Annotated in this window: 16 protein-coding genes; 10 read left to right on the top strand and 6 right to left on the bottom strand. The window is 39.5% G+C overall.

Annotated elements, in window-relative coordinates; translation table 11 throughout:
* From BM141_RS09595 to BM141_RS09570, 6 genes are all read left to right on the top strand, one after another.
* Positions 1–3,726: MopE-related protein (locus BM141_RS09595; RefSeq protein WP_177217326.1), on the top strand; the 3,726-nt coding region annotated here is incomplete at its 5' end.
* A 140-nt stretch (positions 3,727–3,866) separates the two neighbouring features.
* Positions 3,867–4,823 carry an isoaspartyl peptidase/L-asparaginase family protein gene (locus BM141_RS09590; RefSeq protein ID WP_091544574.1) on the top strand — a complete coding sequence of 319 codons (957 nt, stop codon included), beginning with the start codon at positions 3,867–3,869 and terminating at the stop codon, positions 4,821–4,823.
* A 121-nt stretch (positions 4,824–4,944) separates the two neighbouring features.
* Positions 4,945–5,430, top strand: a complete 486-nt coding sequence (locus BM141_RS09585) for a DinB family protein (protein ID WP_091544570.1) — start codon at positions 4,945–4,947, stop codon at positions 5,428–5,430.
* A gap of 39 nt (positions 5,431–5,469) precedes the next feature.
* A complete protein-coding gene (locus BM141_RS09580; protein ID WP_091544568.1) occupies positions 5,470–6,516 on the top strand; it encodes a phosphotriesterase family protein in 1,047 nt (348 codons plus the stop codon).
* A 4-nt stretch (positions 6,517–6,520) separates the two neighbouring features.
* Positions 6,521–7,000, top strand: coding sequence for an MOSC domain-containing protein (locus tag BM141_RS09575; RefSeq protein ID WP_091544565.1), 480 nt, complete (start codon positions 6,521–6,523; stop codon positions 6,998–7,000).
* Between the two features lie 18 nt (positions 7,001–7,018).
* Positions 7,019–7,579: an acyl-CoA thioesterase gene (locus tag BM141_RS09570; RefSeq protein WP_091544563.1), complete on the top strand. Its 561-nt coding sequence runs from the start codon at positions 7,019–7,021 to the stop codon at positions 7,577–7,579.
* Here the strand turns inward: BM141_RS09570 and BM141_RS09565 are convergent.
* Entirely contained in the window at positions 7,576–9,480 is a 1,905-nt protein-coding gene (locus tag BM141_RS09565; protein ID WP_091544559.1) for a TlpA family protein disulfide reductase, read from the bottom strand. The genes BM141_RS09570 and BM141_RS09565 overlap by 4 nt on opposite strands.
* Positions 9,481–9,582: 102 nt before the next feature.
* Positions 9,583–11,874, bottom strand: a complete 2,292-nt coding sequence (locus BM141_RS09560; RefSeq protein ID WP_143090871.1) for a tetratricopeptide repeat protein — start codon at positions 11,872–11,874, stop codon at positions 9,583–9,585.
* 277 nt (positions 11,875–12,151) lie between these two features.
* Here BM141_RS09560 and BM141_RS09555 point away from each other — a divergent pair, with 277 nt between their 5' ends.
* On the top strand, positions 12,152–13,282 hold the full coding sequence (locus tag BM141_RS09555) for an outer membrane protein (RefSeq protein ID WP_091544551.1): 1,131 nt from the start codon (positions 12,152–12,154) through the stop codon (positions 13,280–13,282).
* 247 nt (positions 13,283–13,529) lie between these two features.
* A complete protein-coding gene (locus tag BM141_RS09550; RefSeq protein ID WP_245764035.1) occupies positions 13,530–14,855 on the top strand; it encodes a PQQ-dependent sugar dehydrogenase in 1,326 nt (441 codons plus the stop codon).
* A gap of 64 nt (positions 14,856–14,919) precedes the next feature.
* Here BM141_RS09550 and BM141_RS09545 read toward each other — a convergent pair whose 3' ends face one another.
* Positions 14,920–15,819, bottom strand: coding sequence for a dienelactone hydrolase family protein (locus BM141_RS09545; RefSeq protein ID WP_091544544.1), 900 nt, complete (start codon positions 15,817–15,819; stop codon positions 14,920–14,922).
* A gap of 189 nt (positions 15,820–16,008) precedes the next feature.
* Between BM141_RS09545 and BM141_RS09540 the strand changes: the two genes are divergently transcribed.
* Both BM141_RS09540 and BM141_RS09535 read left to right on the top strand, forming a co-directional pair.
* Positions 16,009–17,466: a sensor histidine kinase gene (locus tag BM141_RS09540; RefSeq protein ID WP_091544543.1), complete on the top strand. Its 1,458-nt coding sequence runs from the start codon at positions 16,009–16,011 to the stop codon at positions 17,464–17,466.
* Between the two features lie 56 nt (positions 17,467–17,522).
* Complete coding sequence (locus BM141_RS09535) at positions 17,523–17,798, top strand: hypothetical protein (protein ID WP_091544538.1); 276 nt, start codon at positions 17,523–17,525, stop codon at positions 17,796–17,798.
* 3 nt (positions 17,799–17,801) lie between these two features.
* Here BM141_RS09535 and BM141_RS09530 read toward each other — a convergent pair whose 3' ends face one another.
* The 3 genes from BM141_RS09530 to BM141_RS09520 all read right to left on the bottom strand — a co-directional run bounded on the left by BM141_RS09530 (position 17,802) and on the right by BM141_RS09520 (position 21,725).
* On the bottom strand, positions 17,802–18,656 hold the full coding sequence (locus BM141_RS09530; protein WP_091544534.1) for an alpha/beta fold hydrolase: 855 nt from the start codon (positions 18,654–18,656) through the stop codon (positions 17,802–17,804).
* A gap of 87 nt (positions 18,657–18,743) precedes the next feature.
* The gene (locus tag BM141_RS09525) at positions 18,744–20,849 is read right to left on the bottom strand and encodes a bifunctional aldolase/short-chain dehydrogenase (RefSeq protein WP_091544531.1); all 2,106 of its coding nucleotides are present in this window, start codon (positions 20,847–20,849) and stop codon (positions 18,744–18,746) included.
* Between the two features lie 234 nt (positions 20,850–21,083).
* Entirely contained in the window at positions 21,084–21,725 is a 642-nt protein-coding gene (locus BM141_RS09520; protein WP_091544528.1) for a hypothetical protein, read from the bottom strand.
* Between the last annotated feature and the right edge of the window lie 6 nt (positions 21,726–21,731).

Below are 21,731 nucleotides of genomic sequence, written 5' to 3'. Positions count from 1 at the left end.
GCTATTAATCCAAATACACAATGGTATCTGGACAACGATAATGACGGTTTTGGCGCAGGGGCAGTTGCTTTTACTCAATGTACTAAACCTACAGGTAACTATGTAACTAATAATACGGATTGCAACGATAATGATACTACTCTGAATCCTAATACGAAATGGTATCGTGATGCAGATGGCGATGGCTTTGGCAATCCGGCTGATGAAAAAACTCAATGCTTGCAACCTGCTGGATATGTTAGAAATAACACGGATTGTGATGATAATAATGTAGCTATTAACCCAACAACTGTATGGTACCGTGATGCAGATGGAGACGGCTTTGGCAATCCTGCCATAACTCAAGTAAGTTGTACGCAACCAACAGGCTTTGTGCTTAACAATGCTGATTGTAACGATAGCGATGCTACTCTGAATCCTAATACGAAATGGTATCGTGATGCAGATGGCGATGGCTTTGGCAATCCGGCTGATGAAAAAACTCAATGCTTGCAACCTGCTGGATATGTTAGAAATAATACGGATTGCAATGATAATAATGTAGCTATTAACCCAACAACTGTATGGTATCGCGATACAGATGGAGACGGCTTTGGTAATCCTGCCATAACCCAAGTAAGTTGTACGCAACCAACAGGCTTTGTGCTTAACAATGCTGATTGCGATGATACTAAGGCAGACATCAATCCTAATACGAAATGGTATCGTGATGCAGACGGCGATGGCTTTGGCAATCCGGCTGATGAAAAAACCCAATGCTTGCAACCTGCTGGATATGTTAGAAATAACACGGATTGTAATGATAATAACGCAGCTATTAACCCAACAACTGTATGGTACCGTGATGCAGATGGAGACGGCTTTGGCAATCCTGCCATAACTCAAGTAAGCTGTACGCAACCAACAGGCTTTGTGCTTAACAATGCTGATTGTAACGATAGCGATGCTACCCTGAATCCCAATACGAAATGGTATCGCGATGCAGACGGCGATGGCTTTGGCAATCCGGCTGATGAAAAAACTCAATGCTTGCAACCTGCTGGATATGTTAGAAATAACACGGACTGTGATGATACCAAAGCAGATATTAACCCCAATACGCAATGGTATCGTGATGCAGACGGCGATGGATTTGGCAATCCGGCTGACGTAAAAACCCAATGCTTGCAACCTGCTGGATATGTTAGAAATAACACGGATTGCAATGATAATAATGTAGCTATTAACCCAACAACTGTATGGTATCGCGATGCAGATGGAGACGGCTTTGGTAATCCTACTATAACCCAAGTAAGTTGTACCCAACCAACGGGCTTTGTGCTTAGCAATGCTGATTGCAATGATAGCGATGCTACCCTGAATCCCAATACAAAATGGTACCGTGATGCAGACGGCGATGGCTTTGGTAATCCTGCTGATGCAAAAACCCAATGCTTGCAACCAACTGGATATATTAGGGATAATACAGATTGCGATGATACTAAGGCAGACATCAATCCCAATACGCAATGGTATCGCGATGCAGACGGCGATGGCTTTGGCAATCCTGCTGACGTAAAAAACCAATGCTTGCAACCAACTGGATATGTTAGAGATAACACAGATTGTAATGATAGCAATGCAAGTCTAAATCCAAATACAAAATGGTATGCAGACAATGATGGAGATGGGTTTGGAGCAGCGACGGTTGCATTTACACAATGTAACAAACCTGCGGGTAATTATGTTACTAACAACACGGACTGCGATGATACTAAGGCAGACATCAATCCTAATACGAAATGGTATCGCGATGCAGACGGCGATGGCTTTGGCAATCCTGCTAATGTAAAAACTCAATGCTTACAACCTGCAGGATATATCAGAGATAACACTGATTGCAATGACAGCGATGCTACCTTGAATCCAAATACAAAATGGTATGCAGATAACGACGGCGATGGTTTTGGAGCTGGACCAGTAGTCTTTGTCCAATGTGCTAAACCAACAGGCAGCTATGTTACTAATAATGGGGATTGTGATGACACTAATCCTGCCATCAAACCTACTGCGGTATGGTATCGTGATGCTGATGGCGATGGCTTTGGCAATCCAAGTATAAGCGTAGTAGCTTGTTCACAGCCAGCAGGTTATGTAATGAACAATACGGATTGTAACGATAACGACGCAAGCATTAATCCAAATACAAAGTGGTATGCAGATAACGATAATGATGGCTTTGGTGCAGGTGCAGTAGCCTTTACCCAATGTGCGAAACCTGTGGGTAATTTCGTTACCAATAATTCGGATTGTAACGATAATGATGCTACTCTAAATCCAAATACAAAATGGTATCGTGATGCTGACGGCGATGGCTTTGGCAATCCTGCTGATGTAAAAACCCAATGCTTGCAACCTGCGGGATATATTAGAGATAATACAGACTGTGATGATACTAAGGCAGACATCAATCCGAATACCAAATGGTATCGTGATGCTGACGGCGACGGCTTTGGTAATCCTGCCGATGTAAGGACTCAATGCTTGCAACCTGTGGGATACGTCAGAAGCAATGCAGACTGCAACGACAGTGATGCAACCTTGAATCCTAATACTATTTGGTATCGCGATGCAGACGGAGATGGTTTTGGTAATCCAAGTGTTACGCAAAAATCATGTACTCAACCCGCAGGTTTTGTGAGAAATAATCAAGATTGTAACGATAGTGATGCAAGTTTGAATCCTAATACGAAATGGTATCGTGATGCAGACGGAGATGGCTTTGGTAATCCTGCCGATGTAAGAACTCAATGCTTGCAACCTGCAGGATATGTCAGAAATAATACAGATTGCGATGATACAAATAGGAATATCAATCCAAATACAAAGTGGTACTTAGACCAAGACGGAGATGGCTTTGGAGACCCTAACAACTTCATTGTTTCTTGTACAAAACCTGTTGGAAACTATGTACTAAATGGTACAGATAACTGTCCAACACTGCCTAATCCTAATCAAGTTATCCCTACTTGGTATCTCGACCAAGATAGAGATGGCTTAGGAGACCCTGCAAATGCGATTCAGGCTTGCTCTCGACCAGATGGATATGTTAGCAACAATACTGATAACTGTCCTACCATCTTCAATCCTGACGGAACAGTGCCTAAGTGGTATCGCGATGCAGACGGAGACGGCTTTGGTAATCCAAATGTAGTGGTATCTGCTTGCACCGCTCCAATAGGATATGTGCCAGACAATACAGATTGTGATGATTCAGATGCGAAGATTAATCCCAATACTATTTGGTATCAAGATGCAGATGGCGATGGCTTTGGTAATCCAAGTGTAACTATCAAGTCTTGTGTGAAACCTACGGGCTACGTATCTAACAAAGGTGATTGCAATGACAACAATCCAAATGTACACCCAGACGCAACGGAAGTACCTGACGGAATAGATAACAACTGCAATGGTCAGATAGATGAATCTTCTTTGGTATATCAAGTATATCCTAACCCATCAGTAGATGGACGATTCTACTTAGATTATCAAAACCCTGCGGATAGTCAAATCCAAGTGGTAGTAGTTTCTATTACTGGGACAATCGTATATCAAAGAAATGTCTTCTTGACTAATGGTAAAGTACAAGGCTTCTTTATAGACATGACTAACCAAGCAAGTGGCTCGTATATAGTAAGAATCATAAGCAGTACTACCAACGTTTCGGTCAAAGTAATCAAACTTTAAAATGTTTTAAAATATGAGAAAAGGCTTCTTTAAAAAGGAAGCCTTTTTTGATTTTCCAAAAAACAAATTAGCTTTGCATAAGTAGGTCTAATTTTCCAAGTTAGGCACAGTATGATAGTACTATTTAATCGTTAAAATATATGCAAAGAAGAAGTTTTCTTTCCTTAGGTTTAATAAGTGTAGCAAGCCAAGTACTTGGGAATATGAAAGATAGTAGAGTTAAAAATAATCCCATAGTGATTTCTACTTGGGAACATGGCATAGATGCCAACAAAGCTGCATGGGAGATTCTAAGCAAAAATGGGAAAGCTTTAGATGCCGTAGAAGCGGGTGTAAAAGTTTCCGAAGCAGACCCCAAAGTAAGCAGTGTAGGCTATGGTGGATTTCCTGACAGAGATGGCAGGGTTACGCTGGACGCTTGTATTATGGACGAGAACAGCAACTGCGGGGCAGTGGCTTTCTTAGAACACATCAAGCACCCCATTTCGGTAGCGCGATTGGTCATGGAAAAAACACCTCATGTCATGTTAGTAGGCGAAGGGGCATTGGATTTCGCCTTGAAAAATGGCTTCCAAAAAGAAAATTTGCTTACGCCTACAGCAGAAAAAGCATGGAGAGAATGGCTTAAAGAGGCAAAATACGAACCAATTATCAACTTTGAGAATAACCATGATACAATCGGAATGCTTGCCTTAGATGCCTCAGGGAATCTTTCTGGAGCTTGCACCACAAGTGGCATGGCTTGGAAAATGCACGGTAGAGTAGGTGATTCCCCAATTATCGGCGCAGGTTTGTACGTGGACAATGAAGTCGGTGCAGCTTGTGCCACAGGAGTAGGGGAGGCGGTGATACGTACAGTAGGTAGCCACTTAGTAGTGGAACTTATGCGACAAGGCAAGTCCCCTGAAAAAGCCTGCAAAGTCGCTGTAGAACGCATCATGCAGCGTTTTAAAGGATTTGAGAAAATCCAAGTAGGTTTTTTAGCTCTGAACAAAAAAGGAGAATACGGGGCATACTGTATCCAAAAAGGCTTTAACTATGCCGTGTATAGCCAGAAAATAAATAACCAACTTTTTGACGGAAAAAGTGCTTTGTAACTTCATTAGACTGAGTCAAATATTTTGATAGTATTTTAGCAAGTAATTTTATTTTTTCTTATTGTTTTTTTTACACTAAGATTTTTTATCTTTGTAGGCAAGAATTATAGCCTCCAAGAAGATGAAAGAACACTTTATACGACTTTTTACTTATAATCACTGGGCAAATCACCGCTATTTTGATTTTTTTAAGACGATTCCCACTGAGAAAATACCCCACAGAATCCATTTGTTGGTAAGCCATGTACTTACTGCCCAGAAACTATGGCTTACACGCATCAAAGGCAATCCAGATTTGAGTATTCATATCTGGGAAATTTTGCCTTGGGAAACGCTAGAGAAACTTTCTGTTGAAAATACCAAAAATTGGCTTAATTACTTACAAAATAGTAATCAAGAAGAATTTGACAGAATCATGTCATACCAAAATTTCCAGAAAGTAGATTATGAAAATATAGTTTCTGACATCATTATCCAGTGCATCAATCACGCTACCTACCATAGGGCGCAGTATGCAATACTACTACGACAGCAAGACATTGCACCGCCTAACACTGATTTTATTACTTTTGCCAGAGAATTTGACAGCAACTTAGCACTCGGATAAGCAATTTTTTTTATTAACTTTGAGCATATCCTTAAAACTATGCAACGCAGAAATTTTATCCAACTTTCCTTAGCAAGTATCTTTTCGTTATTTGCAAAATCTGTTTTTAGCCAAGAAATTGAAAAAGCAGAAATCATGACAGTCAATGGCTGGATTTCTAAAAAGCAAATGGGCATTACCCTGCCTCATGAGCATATTGTAGTGGACTTTATCGGAGCGGATAAGATAGATACCTCTACCTATAATCTGGACAAAATCTTTGAAACTGCTTTGCCTCTCCTACAAAAACTCAAAGCCAATGGCTGTGCTACTTTGATAGATTGCACTCCTAATTATTTAGGGAGAGTACCTATTTTACTTAAAAGATTATCAGAGGCTACAGGTTTGCATATCCTGACCAATACAGGCTACTACGGGGCGGTCAATCACAAGTATTTGCCTGCTCATGTCCAGACAGAAAGCCCTCAGCAGTTAGCGGAAAGATGGATAAGAGAATGGAAAGAAGGCATAGAAGGTACAGGCATCAAGCCAAGTTTTATGAAAATATCGGTAGGCGATGCCCCTATTACAGACTTGCAACAAAAAATCGTAGAAGCAGCAGCACTTACTCACTTGCAAACGGGACTGACCATAGCCTCTCACACAGGAGGGAATGGAGCGGTATTAGAGCAGTTAAAAATCATAGAATCAAAAGGAGTACACCCTGCGGCTTTTGTGTGGATTCATGCTCAAAATGAGCAAAACACAGAGATACACCTCCAAGTAGCCTGCAAAGGAGCATGGGTAGAATTTGATGGGCTGTATCCTGCCAATTCCCAATTAAGTGAGCAGACTATTTCGCAGTACATCAGCTATTTGCAAATGATGAAAAAGGAAAAACTTTTGCATCGAACCTTGCTGTCCCAAGACTCGGGTTGGTATCATATTGGCGAGGCAAATGGAGGAAGTTTTCTCCCTTATCACCTCATTTTTACTGATTTTATCCCAAAGTTATACGAAAGTGGTTTTACTCAAAAAGAGGTTAAGCTACTCATGCAAGACAATCCTTATCAGGCATTTGCAGTAAAAATCAAAAAGAAAAATTAATAAAATGAAAACCATAGAACAACTTATCCAGTGCCTACCTCAAATCGGACAAGTTACTTGGGTAAGCATACGCCCTGAAAGAGGTGGGCAGGTCAAAGTACTTGAGGAGGTAGAAGTCGTAGAAAACAAGGGTTTAGCAGGCGACCACTACAAGGGAAAAGCAGATAGCAAACGGCACATTACCCTTATTCAAGCTGAACATTTGCAAGCGGTAGCTTCCATGTTAGGCAGGGAGAGCATTGACCCTGCGCTCACTCGCAGAAATATTGTAGTAAAAGGCATAAATCTCTTAGCTTTGCAAAACAAGCAGTTCCAAATCGGAGAAGCCATCTTAGAAACTACGGGGCTTTGCCACCCATGTTCTCGTATGGAGGAGAATTTGGGCGAGGGAGGATACAATGCAATGCGTGGTCATGGAGGAATCACTGCACGCATCATTAAAGGAGGGAAAGTCCGCATAGGAGATGAAGTAAAAGTAATTTGAAAACAAACCTAAAAAAAAATGGAAGAACTTTTTAGACCTGTCAGCTACTCTCGCACTACGATTTCCGAACTCATGATTCCCGCCTATGCCAACTTTGGAGGGAAGATTCATGGAGGATTGTTGCTCTCTCTCATGGACAAGGTTGCTTATGCCTGTGCTTCCAAGCACTGTAGCGGCTACTGCGTAACAGTAAGCATCGAGGGAGTAGAGTTTTTACAACCCGTAGAGGTCGGTGAAATGGTTACGATGTTTGCTTCGGTGAACTACGTGGGAAATTCCTCTATGTTGGTGGGAATCAAGGTGATTGCCGAGAATTTTCAGACAGGGGACATCAAGCACACTAATACTTCTTACTTTACTATGGTGCATAAGGGTGATGACAACAAGCCTAAAAGAGTTCCTGCACTGATTTTAGAAAGTAAAGAGGACATTCGCCGCTTTTTGGAAGCAATCAAACGCAAAGAACTTCGCAAATCCTATCAGCATGAGTTAGACAATGTGAAAACTTCGCTGTTAGTAGAGATAGAAAGTGAAATCGCCAAACTATCTAATGAGCGGTGTAAGATTGCCCTACCTTAGTTCATCTCATTCACTATTTCAATCATTTGACTAAGCTCTTCTGCCATAAGGGTTTGATTTTCACTGACTCCCGTCTGCTTAAAGCGTATTTTGCCATTCCTGTCTATGACTATTTTTGCAAAAATATGATTTACCTTGAAGTCGAGGCTCACACTATTATTTTTATCAATAAAAGCAGGGAAATCATATTTATTTTTGGCTAAAAAGTCTTTTACCACTTCTTGGCGATTGCTTGCATTCTCCCAAGTGCTGACAAAAAGAAAAACTACGGCAGAGTTTACCTTGTTGTACTTAGCCCTGATTTTTTCTAAAAAAGGGAAAAAAGCTGCACAATCCTCGCACCAAGTTGCCCAAAAGTTCAGCAGAATTATTTTTCCTTTGAAATCTGCTAAAGAAACCTCTTTGCCTTCTAAGTCTATCATTTTGAAATCAGGGGCAGATTCGCTGAACATTTGTTTAGCCAAATTATTTCTGATTTCTTTTTTGAGTTCGGATTCCAAACTTTCCAAATAAGCATCATAACCTTGCAAATTCCCTTTTTCCTTGCCGTAGCATTGTTGCAGTTGGCGTTTCATTTTCTCCGAAGCTACTCCTGCCCTGACCAATCGCTCCAATTCATTTTTCAGCAGACTTATACTCTCAGTATTAGTAATTTGCTCTAAACACGTAGTATAGCGTTCATTGACTTCTATGTTATTAAAGAAAATTTCTGAAGCATCTTTAAAGTAGGGGAGAGCAGGCTTGTATTTGCCTAAGCGAAAAAGCACATAAGCATAAGTATCCGCAAAGGTAGCATAGTTAATTTTTAACTGCTCTTTCCATTGGCTGTTGGAAATATATGAAGGTTTGTTTTCTGTAGATTGAATTAGCTGATACTTGGCATACTCAGCCGTCTGCGAAGCAAGTTCTTGGGCTTTGTCCAAGTTGATATTTTGCTCTGCCCACTCCCAAGCCAAAGAGTTGTACAAGAAGGCTTTATCTTTCATTTTGATAGAAGAAACGATGCTTTCAAAACCTTCCCAATTCTTCTGATTGGCAAAAAGATACGCCAGACTCAACTGCATGGATTTTAGGTTTTCTGACTTTGGAAAATCTCTCTTGAAATTTTCATACAGTAGTTTCTTTTTGTAAATATCAGGTTCTTGGACAAATTGTAAATATCTTTCGTTTACCGCAAAATCGCCTTGAGGGTAGCGACTTTTTAAAAGATTAGTAAAGTAAACTTTTTTGTCCTCATCATAAAGATTACCATACCATTTTTGCAATAATACTAAGTCATTTTCTGAGAGATTCTTTTCCGTATAAAGGCTTTCTAATTCTCTATAAATGATAGGTTTACTTTTGTCTGCATCTTCATTTTTCAAGGCAGTAAAATATAAGTCCAAGTATTTTCGTTTATGCTGGGGCTGTAACTTGAAATAATGTTCCAACCAACCTATGATAAGTGCGTTATCTCTTTCTCTGCCTACTAAGCCACACCACTCATAGTAACCTTTTGCCAACAAAGCATAGTTTTCTTCCTTGAATTGTTGATTTTTATCAAAAACTCTAACCGTAAAACCCTCACTGACCATCTTTCCAGAGCGACTCGTAGATTTATCTCTGAATGTAAGAAAAAAAGCAATCGTATTGCGAGGTAGAGCTATTTTTCCCGTGTAAATATCGCCTTTACGAAAAAGCGTAATATCCTCTGCCTTGATTTCTTTATCATCAACCAGATACACTACACTACTGATTTCCTTGGCTCTTGCCAGCGAAGTAAGCAAAGGATTAAATGCAAACTCCACAGGTTTTCCCACTTGAGGCTGAGTAGGACTGAGCATAAGTACCTCATTATTAGCTTGTCCAAAACTAAAAGTGAAAAGTGAAATATAGCATACAAAGCATAAAAAGTGCTTCATCGGGATAGGTGTCAAAATGAAAAGATGATAAAAAAGTGAATCTAAGGGGTGCAAAGAAAATTTCCTAAAACAAATATATCAAAAATGAATTACAAAATGTGTTTATGATGGAGATTCTTCATCTTTTACAGGAAAATAGACTTTAAAAACAGAGCCTTCGTTGAGTTTACTTTCTACTTCTATCTTGCCATTGAGGGCTTCTATTTGGGTTTTTACCAAAAAAAGCCCCATGCCCTTGCCCTCTACGTGTTCGTGCAATCGTTGGTACAAGCCAAAAATTTTGTACTGAGTAGTATTGCTTAAATCCATGCCTAAGCCATTGTCGCTAATGGAAAGACAGACATAACTATCTATATATTCAGTCTTTATGTAAATTTGCGGTTCGCGGCGAGCGGAGCGGAACTTAATAGCATTAGAAAGCAAATTGTGCAAGATACTTTGCACATAGCTTTTTACTGAAAAAATACTTTTCACCTCAAAATTACTTTGGATTTGAGCATGAGAATTTTTAATTTCTCCTTCTAAATAATTGCAAACTTCTTGGGTAAGTTCCTCTAAGTTGATAGGTTCTTTTAACAAGTTAAAACTATTGCGAATAGAAATTACTTCGGTCAAGTCCCAAATGATAGTGTCTAAGTCTTGAGTAGCCTTTGCCAAGTGGCTTAATATCTGCACATTAAAGTCATTATTTTTATTTTCTATGTCAAAAATATTGACCAAGCCTAAAATCCGAGCCACAGGAGCGCGAAGGTTATGAGAAATGATATAGGAAAACTGCTCTAAGTCTTGGTTTTGCTTGGAGAGGCTCTCTATGATTTTCCTCAACTCCTCTGTGCGTTCCTGCACTTTGCTTTCTAAGTACTCATTGAGGCTTTTAATCTCCTCGTTGAGCGTAATGAGTTTTTCTTGCTGTTTTTTCAGTTTGTCTTTATAGTTGGTAATCGTTTCAATCAACCTTTTCAAGTCATTTCTTTGGCTCTTAATCTGCTGCTTGTGTAAGTTTATTTTCTCGTATGCCTTTTGGAGAATATCTCTTTGGGTTTTGATTTTATCTTTGTAGTTGCCGATATTTTCTGCCAATCTTTTGAGGTCATTGCGTTGTTCCTTAATCTGCTCATTTTGGGCTTTAATATTTTCATTGGCTTTCAAAAGGCTATCTCGTTGGCTTTCAATTTCCTCATTTTGAGCAAGTAAGGTGTCGTTCTTTTCTTTCAAAAGCAAATTGACGTGGTGGTAGCGGCGGTTGTATTTATACACCCAATACAAGGAAATTCCAAGGATTATCAGAAAGAAAATAGAGATAGAAAGCAAAATATTGCGATAGAATAGTTTTTCATCTTGTACCAATTTGTCTTTTTCCAAAGCCAATATTTGCTTTTCTTTGACTGCCATTTCGTAATCTGATTTAATACGAACCACTTTTTCCAAAGAATTGGTAGAGGAAAGGCTGTCAGTAAGAGCGATATGTTTCTGCAAATAGTTTCGTGCCTCTATGGGCTTGTCGAGTTCGGCATAACATTCGGCTATGCCTTTGTAAACTTTTCGTAATTGCTGTTGGAAGGAAAACAACTTGGCTGAGTCAAGAGAAATTTGGTAGGCTTCTAAGGCTTTTTCGTACTTGCCTTGTGCTTGGAGAATCGCCGCCTGTAAGGAATATACTTCGCTGTGCAAAAAAGCATCTTTCTTGTCAGCCAATATTGCTAAGGCTTTTTGGCAATAAGCAGAGGCACTATCCAATTCATTTTTAGCCAAATACACTTCCCCTATACATCGGAAGGAATGTCCTGTACCAAAAATATCTTTCTGGACAAACTGCCTGATTTTTAAGGCTTTCTGATGATAGAGCAGTGCCTCATCTAATTTCCCTACTTTTAAGTATAGGTTGCCAAAGTTGTAGTAGCACATGCCTACTTCTATTTCGTCTTTCAATTTTTGCCTAAGTTGGAGACTTTGGCTGAGGTAGTCCTCTGCTAAAGCATAATGCTCTTGGTCTGTGCATATTAGTCCTATCTCATCATAGAGCGTAGCTATACCTTTTTCATCTTTGAGGCTCTCGAAAGTATAAAGACTAAGGAGGAACTTGTCCATGGCACCAGCATAATCTCCTCTTAGCTTGAGCATGATTCCTTCATTGACTTGGTTATAGGCGATGCCTCTGGCATCTTTGGTTTGGGTAGCCAATCGAAAAGCCAAGTTTTTGTAGTGCATAGCACTGTCCTTGTCAAGGAAAATATAAATAAAAAAGAGTTTGTTAAGTATCTCTACTTTTTCCTTAGCAGAAATGCTGCTAAGGAGTTTTTTCTTTAGACTTGGAATGTCGGCTCGTTGGGGAAAAGCAAAGTTCCAGCTAAAAATTACGAAAATGAAATAGCAGAGAAAGACCTTTTTTTGCATTGAAGAATAAATAGTATTAGAAACAAAAATAGGCAATTTTCTACCATATTTCAAACTCTATGCTTACCTATTTTGCAGTGTTAAAAAGCACCTAAATTTTGCTTTTAACAGCAAACAGTTATTAGTTTTGAAACGCGATAATTATTCTTATTTTTATACTATCCCATAATCTGCATGAAATTAAACCTTTACCCATTTCTTTTGACTGACTTAGTATTTTTTATTCTCTACATTCTTATTTACACATTTTACTTTTTTACCGTTTAATTTCTTTCTTATGAAAAACTTAAAATTTTGTTTTGCTGCATGGCTATTGCTATGCGTTGTTCATGCGTCTTTTGCCCAAACTGAAAAAGGGACTTGGATGGCAGGAGGGAGCGGTTGGCTTCAAGCTATGAAGGATAATTCGCTTAATACAGCAGGGTTGGTATTAAGACCGAGAGCAGGCTACTTTTTTAGAGATAACCTTGCCGTAGGGCTTGCTGTTCCTATGAATTACAGCGGTTCGTGGGTTTCTGATTACTCAAGTCATAATCTTGGTATAGGTACGAGTTTGTTTGCAAGGTATTATTTTTTACCTTCTAAAACAAAACTGTTCGTTCATGGAGAATGGGGGGCTTCTTATATAAGGAATCGCTCAGAAAATTTTAACCCACAGACCTCTTCAAAGTATTATTTTTCCAATAATCAGGCTATTACAAACTATCGTGCAGGTTTAGGCTTAGTGCATTTTATTACCTCAAATATAGGATTGGAATTTACAGCAGATTATCGAAAGGAAAGCTTTGAATTTGCAAATTTTGCTCGCCAGACCTACAATTTTGAAATAGGGCTGTTCGCCTACTTCAAAGGCAAAAAAAGCGAGGAGAGTACCTTTATCCCTCATACAGAGGCGAAAACTTGGTTAGTAGTGGGTAGCATAGGCTTTTCCTCTTTGAAACCTACGGAACCAGTCAGAGGCAGAGGTAATTCTTTTGATTTCGCTCCAAAGATAGGCTTTTTCGTTAAAAACAATTTGGCAGTTGGGCTTTCTGTACCTATCTTGTTGGCGTACAATGAGTTTTCCTCATTTTCCTCTTCTTCAGTAACTACCTTGGAATTAAAAAGGTATGGATTAAATGCTTTTGCAAGGTATTATTTTTTGCCTAACAAGACAAAGTTATTCCTCACAGGCGAGTTAGGTTATGCTCATGTTGATTACAACTATGGGGGTGTTACCTTTCCTACGCCTGATGCTTCTATTAACAGGTTTACTTATGCCTTTGGAGGTGGACTTGCTCGTTTCGTATCTCCTAATGTTGCCTTGGAAGCTACGCTGGATTATCGAAATCTCCTTTCTAATGCTGAACAACGTGTGTTGTATTTGCAACTGGGTGTATCTACTTATTTGAGAGGTGGCAAAAAATAGGTAACACATTTTATAAACGTAGGTCTGATTTCCCAAATCGGACAAGTACCTGACTTAGAAAGTCAGACCTACACTTAAAGAACGATTTTCTCCTTTCTTATCTCAATCACTACAAAAATTTCAAACTATCACTAATTTAGTGGGTTTTTAAAACATTTGACCTACACGATTTATTTAATCTACTGAATTACAATTTTTTACTTTTACTTACTTTTCAAATAAAATGAAATCTACTACTACTAAAACAATGCTTTTTGCAATCCTATGCTCATGCTTAATGGCTTGTGGGGGCAGTCAAACAACAGAAAATCAAAGCCTCAGTTCCAATGACCCTGCGGAAATCTACCAACCCGCTTCTGACAACGGAGGAATTACCCTTCCAGAAGGTTTTGGGGCAGTTTTGGTAACAGAAGGCTTAGGAGCAACGGCACGTCATATCGCCATAAACGATAATGGTGATATTTATGTAAAATTAGCTACTCTGCTCAATGGCAAAGGGATAGTAGCAATGCGAGATACCAACAAAGATGGTAAAGCTGACCTGATAGCAACTTTTGGAGATTACACAGGAACAGGCATGGCTCTTTACAATGGTTACTTGTATGCTTCCTCTGATACGGCGGTTTTCCGTTATAAGCTCAAATCTGGGGAGTTACTTCCTGATTTACGAGCAGATACGATGGTTACAGGTTTTCCTGTCCAAAGAGACCACGCATCTAAGCCTATGACTTTTGACGGAGCGGGTAATATGTATGTAACCGTAGGTGGACCCTCCAATGCCTGCCAAGAAAACGACAGACAGATAGGGTCTAAAGCCCTTGACCCTTGCCCAGAACTCAACTTACAAGGGGGAATTTGGCAATTTAGTGCAGAAAAAACAGGGCAAAAGCACGGCAAAGACGGCAAACGCTATGCTTCTGGAATCCGCAATGCGGTTGCTTTGGATTGGAATGCTTCTGCAAATTCTCTTTATGCTTTACAACACGGCAGGGATATGTTGGACTATCTATTTCCCAAACTTTACTCTGACTCAATGAATAGAGATTTGCCTGCGGAGGAGTTTTTACAAATCAATGAAGGCGATGATTTTGGCTGGCCCTATTGTTATTTTGACCCCTTCCAAGATAAAAAAATGCTCGCCCCAGAGTACGGTGGAGATGGGAAAAAACAAGGTCGTTGTGAAAATATCAAAAGACCTATCGCCGCTTTCCCCGCCCATGCCGCTCCTAATGATTTGGTTTTTTATAATAAAACACAATTTCCTGAAAAATATCACAATGGAGCGTTTATTGCTTTTCACGGTTCTTGGAATCGCTCCCCTTTTGAGCAAGAGGGGTATTTTGTCGTTTTTGTACCTTTCAAAGACGGTAAGCCTAACGGTCAGTGGGAAATATTTGCCGATGGATTTGAGGGGACTACCAACGTAAAAAGCCCTAATGATGCTATTCACAGACCTACAGGCTTAGCAGTCGCTCCTGATGGTACTTTGTACGTAACTGATTCTCGCAAAGGAAGGATTTGGAAGATTGTCTATTTTGGTGATAAGCTAAAAAGCAAAACTGCCATGAGATAAGTAAATGATTACACCTGACAGGTTTACAAAACCTGTCAGATGTAATATCTTGTTTGGTAGATTTTTATAACTTTTTCTTGAAAAAGTCTATAGTCAAAGCCATTGCCTCTTCTGCAAATTTCTTGTTGTACTTTGGATTACTTGGATTAGCAAAGGCATGGTCAGCATCATAGTTCTTTAAAGTAAGTTTCTTTCCTGCTTTTTTCATATTTTCTGCAAACTCAGCTACTACTTGTGGAGAAATCCACTGCTCTTGTGAAGCAAAAATACCCAAAACTTCAGGGTTCAAAGTTTTCAGTTTTTCTACATCTTTCTCGGGCATTCCATAGTAAATTACGCAGGCTTTGGCTTGCTTACCAAGCACCAAAGAGGCTTGCAAAGACCAGCCTCCGCCAAAGCACCAACCTACTGTGCCAATTTTTGCCTTTTTCCCTGCGTACTCTGCTGCACCTTTGATGATAGCCTGCGCCCTTTCAGGTTTTACGCTTTGCATATACTTTCCGGCATCTTCGCGTGTAGTAGCTACTTGCCCGTCATAAAGGTCTAAGGCAATGACATTTACCTTGCCGTCAAGCTCATTAAAAATATTTCCTGCTTCTTCTTTGATGTAGTCGTTTAGCCCCCACCATTCGTGGATTACAAATACGTACTTGTCTGATTTCTTTGTAGCCTTAAATTCCCAGCCTGTACCTTCCTGCCCATCTGGAGTTTTGAAGGTAATTTTCTGACCACCTCCCACAAAAATGAACGGAAGCGGATTTTCATGCTTATTCATAAAACTTTGGTCATCTGCAAGTCTATTAAATAGGCTTGTAGCAGAAGCACTTGGCTCACTTTCTACATGGCAAATAGTAATGTCTTGTGCTGTTTGCCATGTACTGCTTGTTCTTGGAGAAAAAAGAAAAGGTAAGCAAATCACCAAAGAAGCCAAGACAGAAAAAATAGAAACGTGTAATTTTTTCATAAGAAAAAGAGAGTTAAAAAATATTTGGTTAATAAATAGAACTGTAATTTATAAAAAATTCTTAACACTTTAACACCGCAAAGAACTGTAATGTTTGGCAAATAAAATTTTTAAAAGCCAAACCTTAAAGAAAACTTAAAGTTTGAAAAGTACTACCTAATTTTTTGTGCTAATTTTTATTTTTGGAATATGAAAAAGTCGGTCTATATCACACTGCTCTCGCTCATCAGTTTTCCCGCAGGACTAATTTTTGGCTTAGAAATCGCCAACATAGAAAAGCAGTACGAGCGGGCAAAATTAAACTTTGCTAACGATGTCAAAGAAACAGTAGAGCAAGCCCAAGTCATTTATGCCCGCTGGGTAAGCCATACTTCCAACGAAAAAGATAAAAATTCTTATACCTCCTTGTACGTCAATGAGGACAGTTCTTTTTGGCTTATTACTGCTCAGTCTGTGCAGCAATACCCCAAACTCGATTTTGAGCCAGATACCCTGCTCCCACAGCTTAGGAAAGAGCAGTTTGAGAGGTTTAAAAATGAACTCGAGCAGACTCGGCGAAAAGAAAACAAAAGACTAAAAGAGTACTACGTATTGCGAAGTATTCAGTATTGCTTAGACTGTGAGAAAAATAGCCAGAGCATTGCTCAAATATTCCCGATTGATTCTTTGATAAAAGCACAACTTCAAGAAAAAAAGATAGATACAGAAGTGCTGTTGGCTTTTTTTGATACCCGAAAAAATGCCTACAGTTTCCTTCCTAAAAATGCTCATACACAAGATTTTGACAGCACTAAATACCAATTCTCTTTTGGGGACAGAGAAGATTTGCGATTGTTTTTCCCCGAAGAAAAACTGTTTATCTTGCAGTCCCTACTTGTACAGTTTTTGGCTTCTTTCTTTCTCATAGTCATCTCTCTGATTTGCTATGCCTTAGCGGCACAGTTGCTAACCAAGCAAAAAAAGTTAGATACTATGAAAAACGACTTTATCAACAATGTAACTCACGAATTGAAAACCCCCATAGCTACTATTACATTTGCCGTAGCTAATATTGAAAACGAGCAGGTGCTGCAAAATCCAGAAACCATTAAGCAGTTCACCAAAGTAATCAAAGAGGAAAACAAACGCCTCAATACCCAAGTAGAGAAAGTATTGCAAGCGGCTATGTTGGACAAAAAAGGCTTAGAACTGAAAAAAGAAAACATAAATATTCATCAGCTAATCAACCAGTTAGCTGATACCTACGAACTAAAGATTGGAGATAAAGGCAAAATCACAAGGCGACTCAATGCGGCTAAGGCAGAAGTAATAGGGGATAGTTTTCACCTCTCTAATGCCATTTCTAATCTCTTGGACAATGCAGTAAAATACTCTCCCGAAGTCATAGATGTTCTTATTTCTACTGAGAGCAACGACAAGAACTTACTTATTACAGTTTCTGATAAGGGTTTGGGTATTAGCAAGGAGCAGCAAAAACTTATTTTTGAAAAATTTTATCGTGTTCCTACAGGCAACATACACAACGTCAAAGGCTTTGGCTTGGGGCTAAGCTATGTAAAAGAAATTGTGGAAAAGCACAAAGGTCATGTAAGCGTTGAGAGCAAATTGGGTAAGGGAAGCATTTTTATCATAGAATTACCTATATAGTTTTATTTAAAGTTTTTTAACTTTGATATGCCGAAACAAAAACACATACACAACCAATGGACACGCTTATTTTTAAAAGTACTTACGAAGAATCAGGCTATTTTGACAAAGACGCACAAGGCTGGTGTGCCTATATAGTAGAGATAACCTGCGAAGATGGCAAAAACGTAACAATTCGCCGCTTCTTTGATGCTAACGGCTATGTGGCAAATGATAGCCTCAGACATGGGACCGTACAAGAAATAAGCAAAGATATTGTTACTATCCTGCTCGAAAGAGGCGAGAAACTCTACTATTCCTTGCAAGAGAAAAGATTGGTCATACCACAATAATCTTTATTCTTGCAAAAATTTTAACAAATCAGGGTTGAGTAGCTCTGGAATCTCGTGCATAATCCAATGAGTTGCTTGGTAAAAGGTAATCTCTCCAAAGTCTAAGTATTTCAGGCTTTGCTCTGCCAAATCTCTTCCAAGTACATAATCATTTTCTCCCCAAAAAATATGAGTGGGAATATTTATCCTATTAGTTTTTCCACGAGTCGGTGCGGCACGAATAATTCCCCTATACCAGTTCAACATGCCTGTCAATGCGCCTTTCTGCCCCCATGCCTTGCGATAAATTTCCAACTCCTCCTCAGCAAATGCTCCCTTTTTGGTATTCTTTTTTAGTGTTTTTACCAAAGTTAAAAAATTATCCTTTCCCAAGATATACTCAGGAATCCAAGGAAGTTGAAAAAAGAACATATACGAACTTTTTTTTCGTTGAATAGGGTTATTTTTAAGGCTTTTCTTCATCACAGTAGGGTGGGGGACATTGATAATCCCTAATTTATAAAACCTTTCAGGAAATTTCATGCCCAGTCCCCATGCAACCATTGCCCCCCAATCATGTCCAATTAAAAAACATTTTTGTACTTTTTCGTGGTCTAAAAGCCCAATGATGTCCTTGCAAAGTTCGTCTAAACCATACTTGTTTACTCCACGAGGCTTGTCGCTGAGATTGTATCCTCTTTGGTCTGGGGCTATGACATGAAAACCCTGCGCTGCAAAAAATTCTATTTGGTGAATCCATGCGTACCAAAACTCAGGAAATCCATGCAGCAGGACTAATACAGGATTCTCTTTATCTCCAGCCTCCGCGATGTGTAGTTGAATTCCATTTGTCGGAATGTAGCGAAATGTGATTGACATGATATGTTAAAGCTAAATTAAATTGCAAAATTACCAGACCTATATGATTTTCAAAATCTTACAGGTCTGGATAGCTCCGATGAGGTTCTACCTCACAAATGCCGCTGCAAGCCCACCGTCCACGTTAATCACGTTTCCTGTACTTTTGTTCAGTAAGCCTCCCACACAAGCAAAAACCCCATTGGCAATATCCTCTGGCAAGATAATTTCATTGAGTAAAGTCCTTGACGCATAGAATTTGGGTAGTTCCTCTACCGTAACCCCATACGCCTTTGCCCTGCCCTCAGCCCAAGCCCCAGCCCAGATTTTGCTATCAGCTATCACTGCATCTGGGTTTACTGAGTTTACCCTAATTTTATCTTTACCCAGTTCCGCCGCTAAAAGCCTACTCAAATGCAACTGTGCCGCTTTAGCAGAGCCATATCCTGCATTATTGGGTCCTGAAACCAAAGCATTTTTACTTACAATATTAACTATGTCCCCTCCCAAACCTTGCTTTCTCAGAATTTCCACTCCTTGTTGGGAAATAAGAAACTGTCCTTTCACCAAAATATCATACATCAAATCCCATTCGCTCTCTTTGGTTTCCTCTATGGTTCTGGAAATAGAAATTCCTGCACTATTGACGATAATGTCCACCCCCCCAAATGCAAGGCAGGCAGTCTGATATAGTTTTGCAATACTTTGATTATCTGTTACATCTACTACGTTACTTGAAAAGCTATCCTTGCCATAGGTCTTCTCAAATTCCTCTTCCGCGCCTTTTAGGCGGTCAGCATCGTTGTCGCAAAGCACTACACAAGCCCCCTCTTGCACAAATTTTTTGGCAATTGCCTTCCCAATACCTCCCGCACTACCCGTAATCAAGGCTACTTTACGAGAAAGTGGCTTTTCCTTAGGCATACGCTGAAGTTTGGCTTCTTCTAATAACCAATACTCTATGTTAAACGCCTCTTGCAAAGCTAAAGAAATATATTCAGAAATTGCCTCAGCTCCACGCATAACATTGATGGCATTGATATAAAATTCGCTGGCTACTCTGGCGGTTTGTTTGTCTTTGGCAAAAGTAAACATTCCTACGCCTTTCCAAAGGATTACCACAGGGTTGGTATCTCTGATTTTAGGGCTATTAGGGTGCTTACACTGCTCATAATAAGCCGTGTAGCCTTTTCTATACTCCTCAAAAGCAGGAATAAGTTTTTCCTTGATTTTTTTATAATCCGTAATATCTTCATCTGGAGCGAGTTCCAAGACCAAAGGACGAATTTTAGTCCGCAGAAAATGGTCAGGGCAACTCGTACCAAGTGGGGCTAACTTATCTAAATCATTAGAATTGACAAACTGGAGAACTCTCTCATCATCAGTAAAATGCCCTACCATTTGTTGGTAAGAAGAACATAACCCACGCAATATAGGAGCAAGTTTGCTTGCCTGTGTCAGTCTTTGCTCTTTCTCCAAAGCCTGAATTTTCACTCCTCCAAAAACAGGTCTGCGTTTCCCTTCATTACTTGCCAAATACTCGCTTGCCTTTTCTATGACTTCCAAAGTGTTCAAGTAAGAACTGTACGCCTCATCTCCCCAAGTGAAAAGCCCGTGTTGCCCTAAAATAATGCCTTTAATATCAGGATTCTGTGCCAAGCAATCTGCCAATTTCAGACCTAAATCAAACCCAGGACGTTGCCAATCCACCCAGCCCAATTTCCCTTCAAAAAGTTCCTGATTAATTGCTTTTCCGTCTTTACTTGCCGCAATCGCTATTACTGCATCAGGGTGCAGATGGTCTATGTGTTTAAAGGGTAAAAAAGCGTGCAAAGGGGTATCTATAGAGGGAGCTTTGGAGTTCAAATCATAAATACAGTGGTTAAAGAGTTCCACCATTTCGTCTTCGTATTGCAAGCCTCGATAGATTTTTTTGAGGTCAAGTAGCCTGTCCATGTAAAGTGCCGCTAATCCACTTTTTTTAAGCGTTCCTAAGTCGCCTCCCGAGCCTTTGACCCACATTACTTCCGTAGGCTCGTTAGTAAGTGGGTGTTTTTCAGTAGTTTTGCAAGAGGTATTTCCTCCCCCATAATTGGTGAGACGGAGGTCTGCCCCTAAAAGATTGGAGCGATAAATGAGTAAATCGACTTGGTTATTTCCCAAGGACTTTGCCTTAGCCTCGTCCCAAAGATAGCTTACATATTTGAAGTTCATAATTATAAGTTATTGTTTACAAATAAAATATATCCTTTTTGCTTTTATTTTGTGGGCTTAGTTTTTCAATTACAAAGATAAAAAACGAATAGTAGCTAACTGTCCTATACTCTCATAGTAAAGAAGAAGTTTAATGAAGGGAAGGTTCGTAAGAAAAAAATTAGTCAAAATTATTTTGCCACTTTTAGGCAAAAATAATTTTGACTAAGCGAGAATAAGAAAAAATCTGTCTTTCTACCTACCAAACCAACCAAATTTGAATGTAAGCGAACCCATTGGACTACTAAAATCAGCATTATTTACTTTTTCCACTACCCCCCCTTGTATATCAGTGAAATTAATTTCACTAATACCCGCTACTATGCGATAACCTGCTGTTGCAGCAATACGAAAGAAACGAGTAATATTCACCTCAAAGCCTAATTCAGGGGTAGCTACAAAACAATTACTTAGCCGAGTATTAGGATTATTTCCATAATTCCTGCTATCTCGCATGCTTACACTGCCCCATCCAAGCCGCAAACTGCTTGTAAAATGAACTAATTTGGTATGTGAGTTGATATAGCCCAGCCAAAAGCCACCATGCCCAAAATCTAACCTGTAGTTAGCATTAGGTATATTAATCGCAAGGCGATTGGAAGTATTTACCCCATATCCGCCAATAAAGAAACTCTGATTAAGAATTATTGCACCACCTCCTCCGTTAGACACTGAAAACTGCCCTTTAGCGACACTGAACTCTACTATAGGACCTCCAAAGCCAGAAACGCTTGTGCCTCTACCAAACAGGGTTTCTTGCCTTTTGTCGTCATCTTGGGCAAAAGCAGCGATTCCCCAAAGCAAAGTAAATACAAAAATTAAGTTTAAAGTTTTCATTTTAAA

This window comes from Thermoflexibacter ruber (genome assembly GCF_900113045.1).
GTDB classification, from domain to species: domain Bacteria; phylum Bacteroidota; class Bacteroidia; order Cytophagales; family Thermoflexibacteraceae; genus Thermoflexibacter; species Thermoflexibacter ruber.
The sequence above is the reverse complement of the archived record's forward strand: the minus strand, read 5'-3'. Positions and strand labels throughout refer to the sequence as shown.

Coding starts and splice junctions, on each gene's coding strand:
- BM141_RS09545 (WP_091544544.1), bottom strand. CDS start 15,819: ATGAAAAAATTACACGTTTCTATTTTTTCTGTCTTGGCTTCTTTGGTG.
- BM141_RS09585 (WP_091544570.1), top strand. CDS start 4,945: ATGAAAGAACACTTTATACGACTTTTTACTTATAATCACTGGGCAAAT.
- BM141_RS09580 (WP_091544568.1), top strand. CDS start 5,470: ATGCAACGCAGAAATTTTATCCAACTTTCCTTAGCAAGTATCTTTTCG.
- BM141_RS09530 (WP_091544534.1), bottom strand. CDS start 18,656: ATGTCAATCACATTTCGCTACATTCCGACAAATGGAATTCAACTACAC.
- BM141_RS09570 (WP_091544563.1), top strand. CDS start 7,019: ATGGAAGAACTTTTTAGACCTGTCAGCTACTCTCGCACTACGATTTCC.
- BM141_RS09590 (WP_091544574.1), top strand. CDS start 3,867: ATGCAAAGAAGAAGTTTTCTTTCCTTAGGTTTAATAAGTGTAGCAAGC.
- BM141_RS09560 (WP_143090871.1), bottom strand. CDS start 11,874: ATGCAAAAAAAGGTCTTTCTCTGCTATTTCATTTTCGTAATTTTTAGC.
- BM141_RS09550 (WP_245764035.1), top strand. CDS start 13,530: ATGCTTTTTGCAATCCTATGCTCATGCTTAATGGCTTGTGGGGGCAGT.
- BM141_RS09540 (WP_091544543.1), top strand. CDS start 16,009: ATGAAAAAGTCGGTCTATATCACACTGCTCTCGCTCATCAGTTTTCCC.
- BM141_RS09520 (WP_091544528.1), bottom strand. CDS start 21,725: ATGAAAACTTTAAACTTAATTTTTGTATTTACTTTGCTTTGGGGAATC.
- BM141_RS09565 (WP_091544559.1), bottom strand. CDS start 9,480: ATGAAGCACTTTTTATGCTTTGTATGCTATATTTCACTTTTCACTTTT.
- BM141_RS09555 (WP_091544551.1), top strand. CDS start 12,152: ATGAAAAACTTAAAATTTTGTTTTGCTGCATGGCTATTGCTATGCGTT.
- BM141_RS09575 (WP_091544565.1), top strand. CDS start 6,521: ATGAAAACCATAGAACAACTTATCCAGTGCCTACCTCAAATCGGACAA.
- BM141_RS09525 (WP_091544531.1), bottom strand. CDS start 20,849: ATGAACTTCAAATATGTAAGCTATCTTTGGGACGAGGCTAAGGCAAAG.
- BM141_RS09535 (WP_091544538.1), top strand. CDS start 17,523: ATGGACACGCTTATTTTTAAAAGTACTTACGAAGAATCAGGCTATTTT.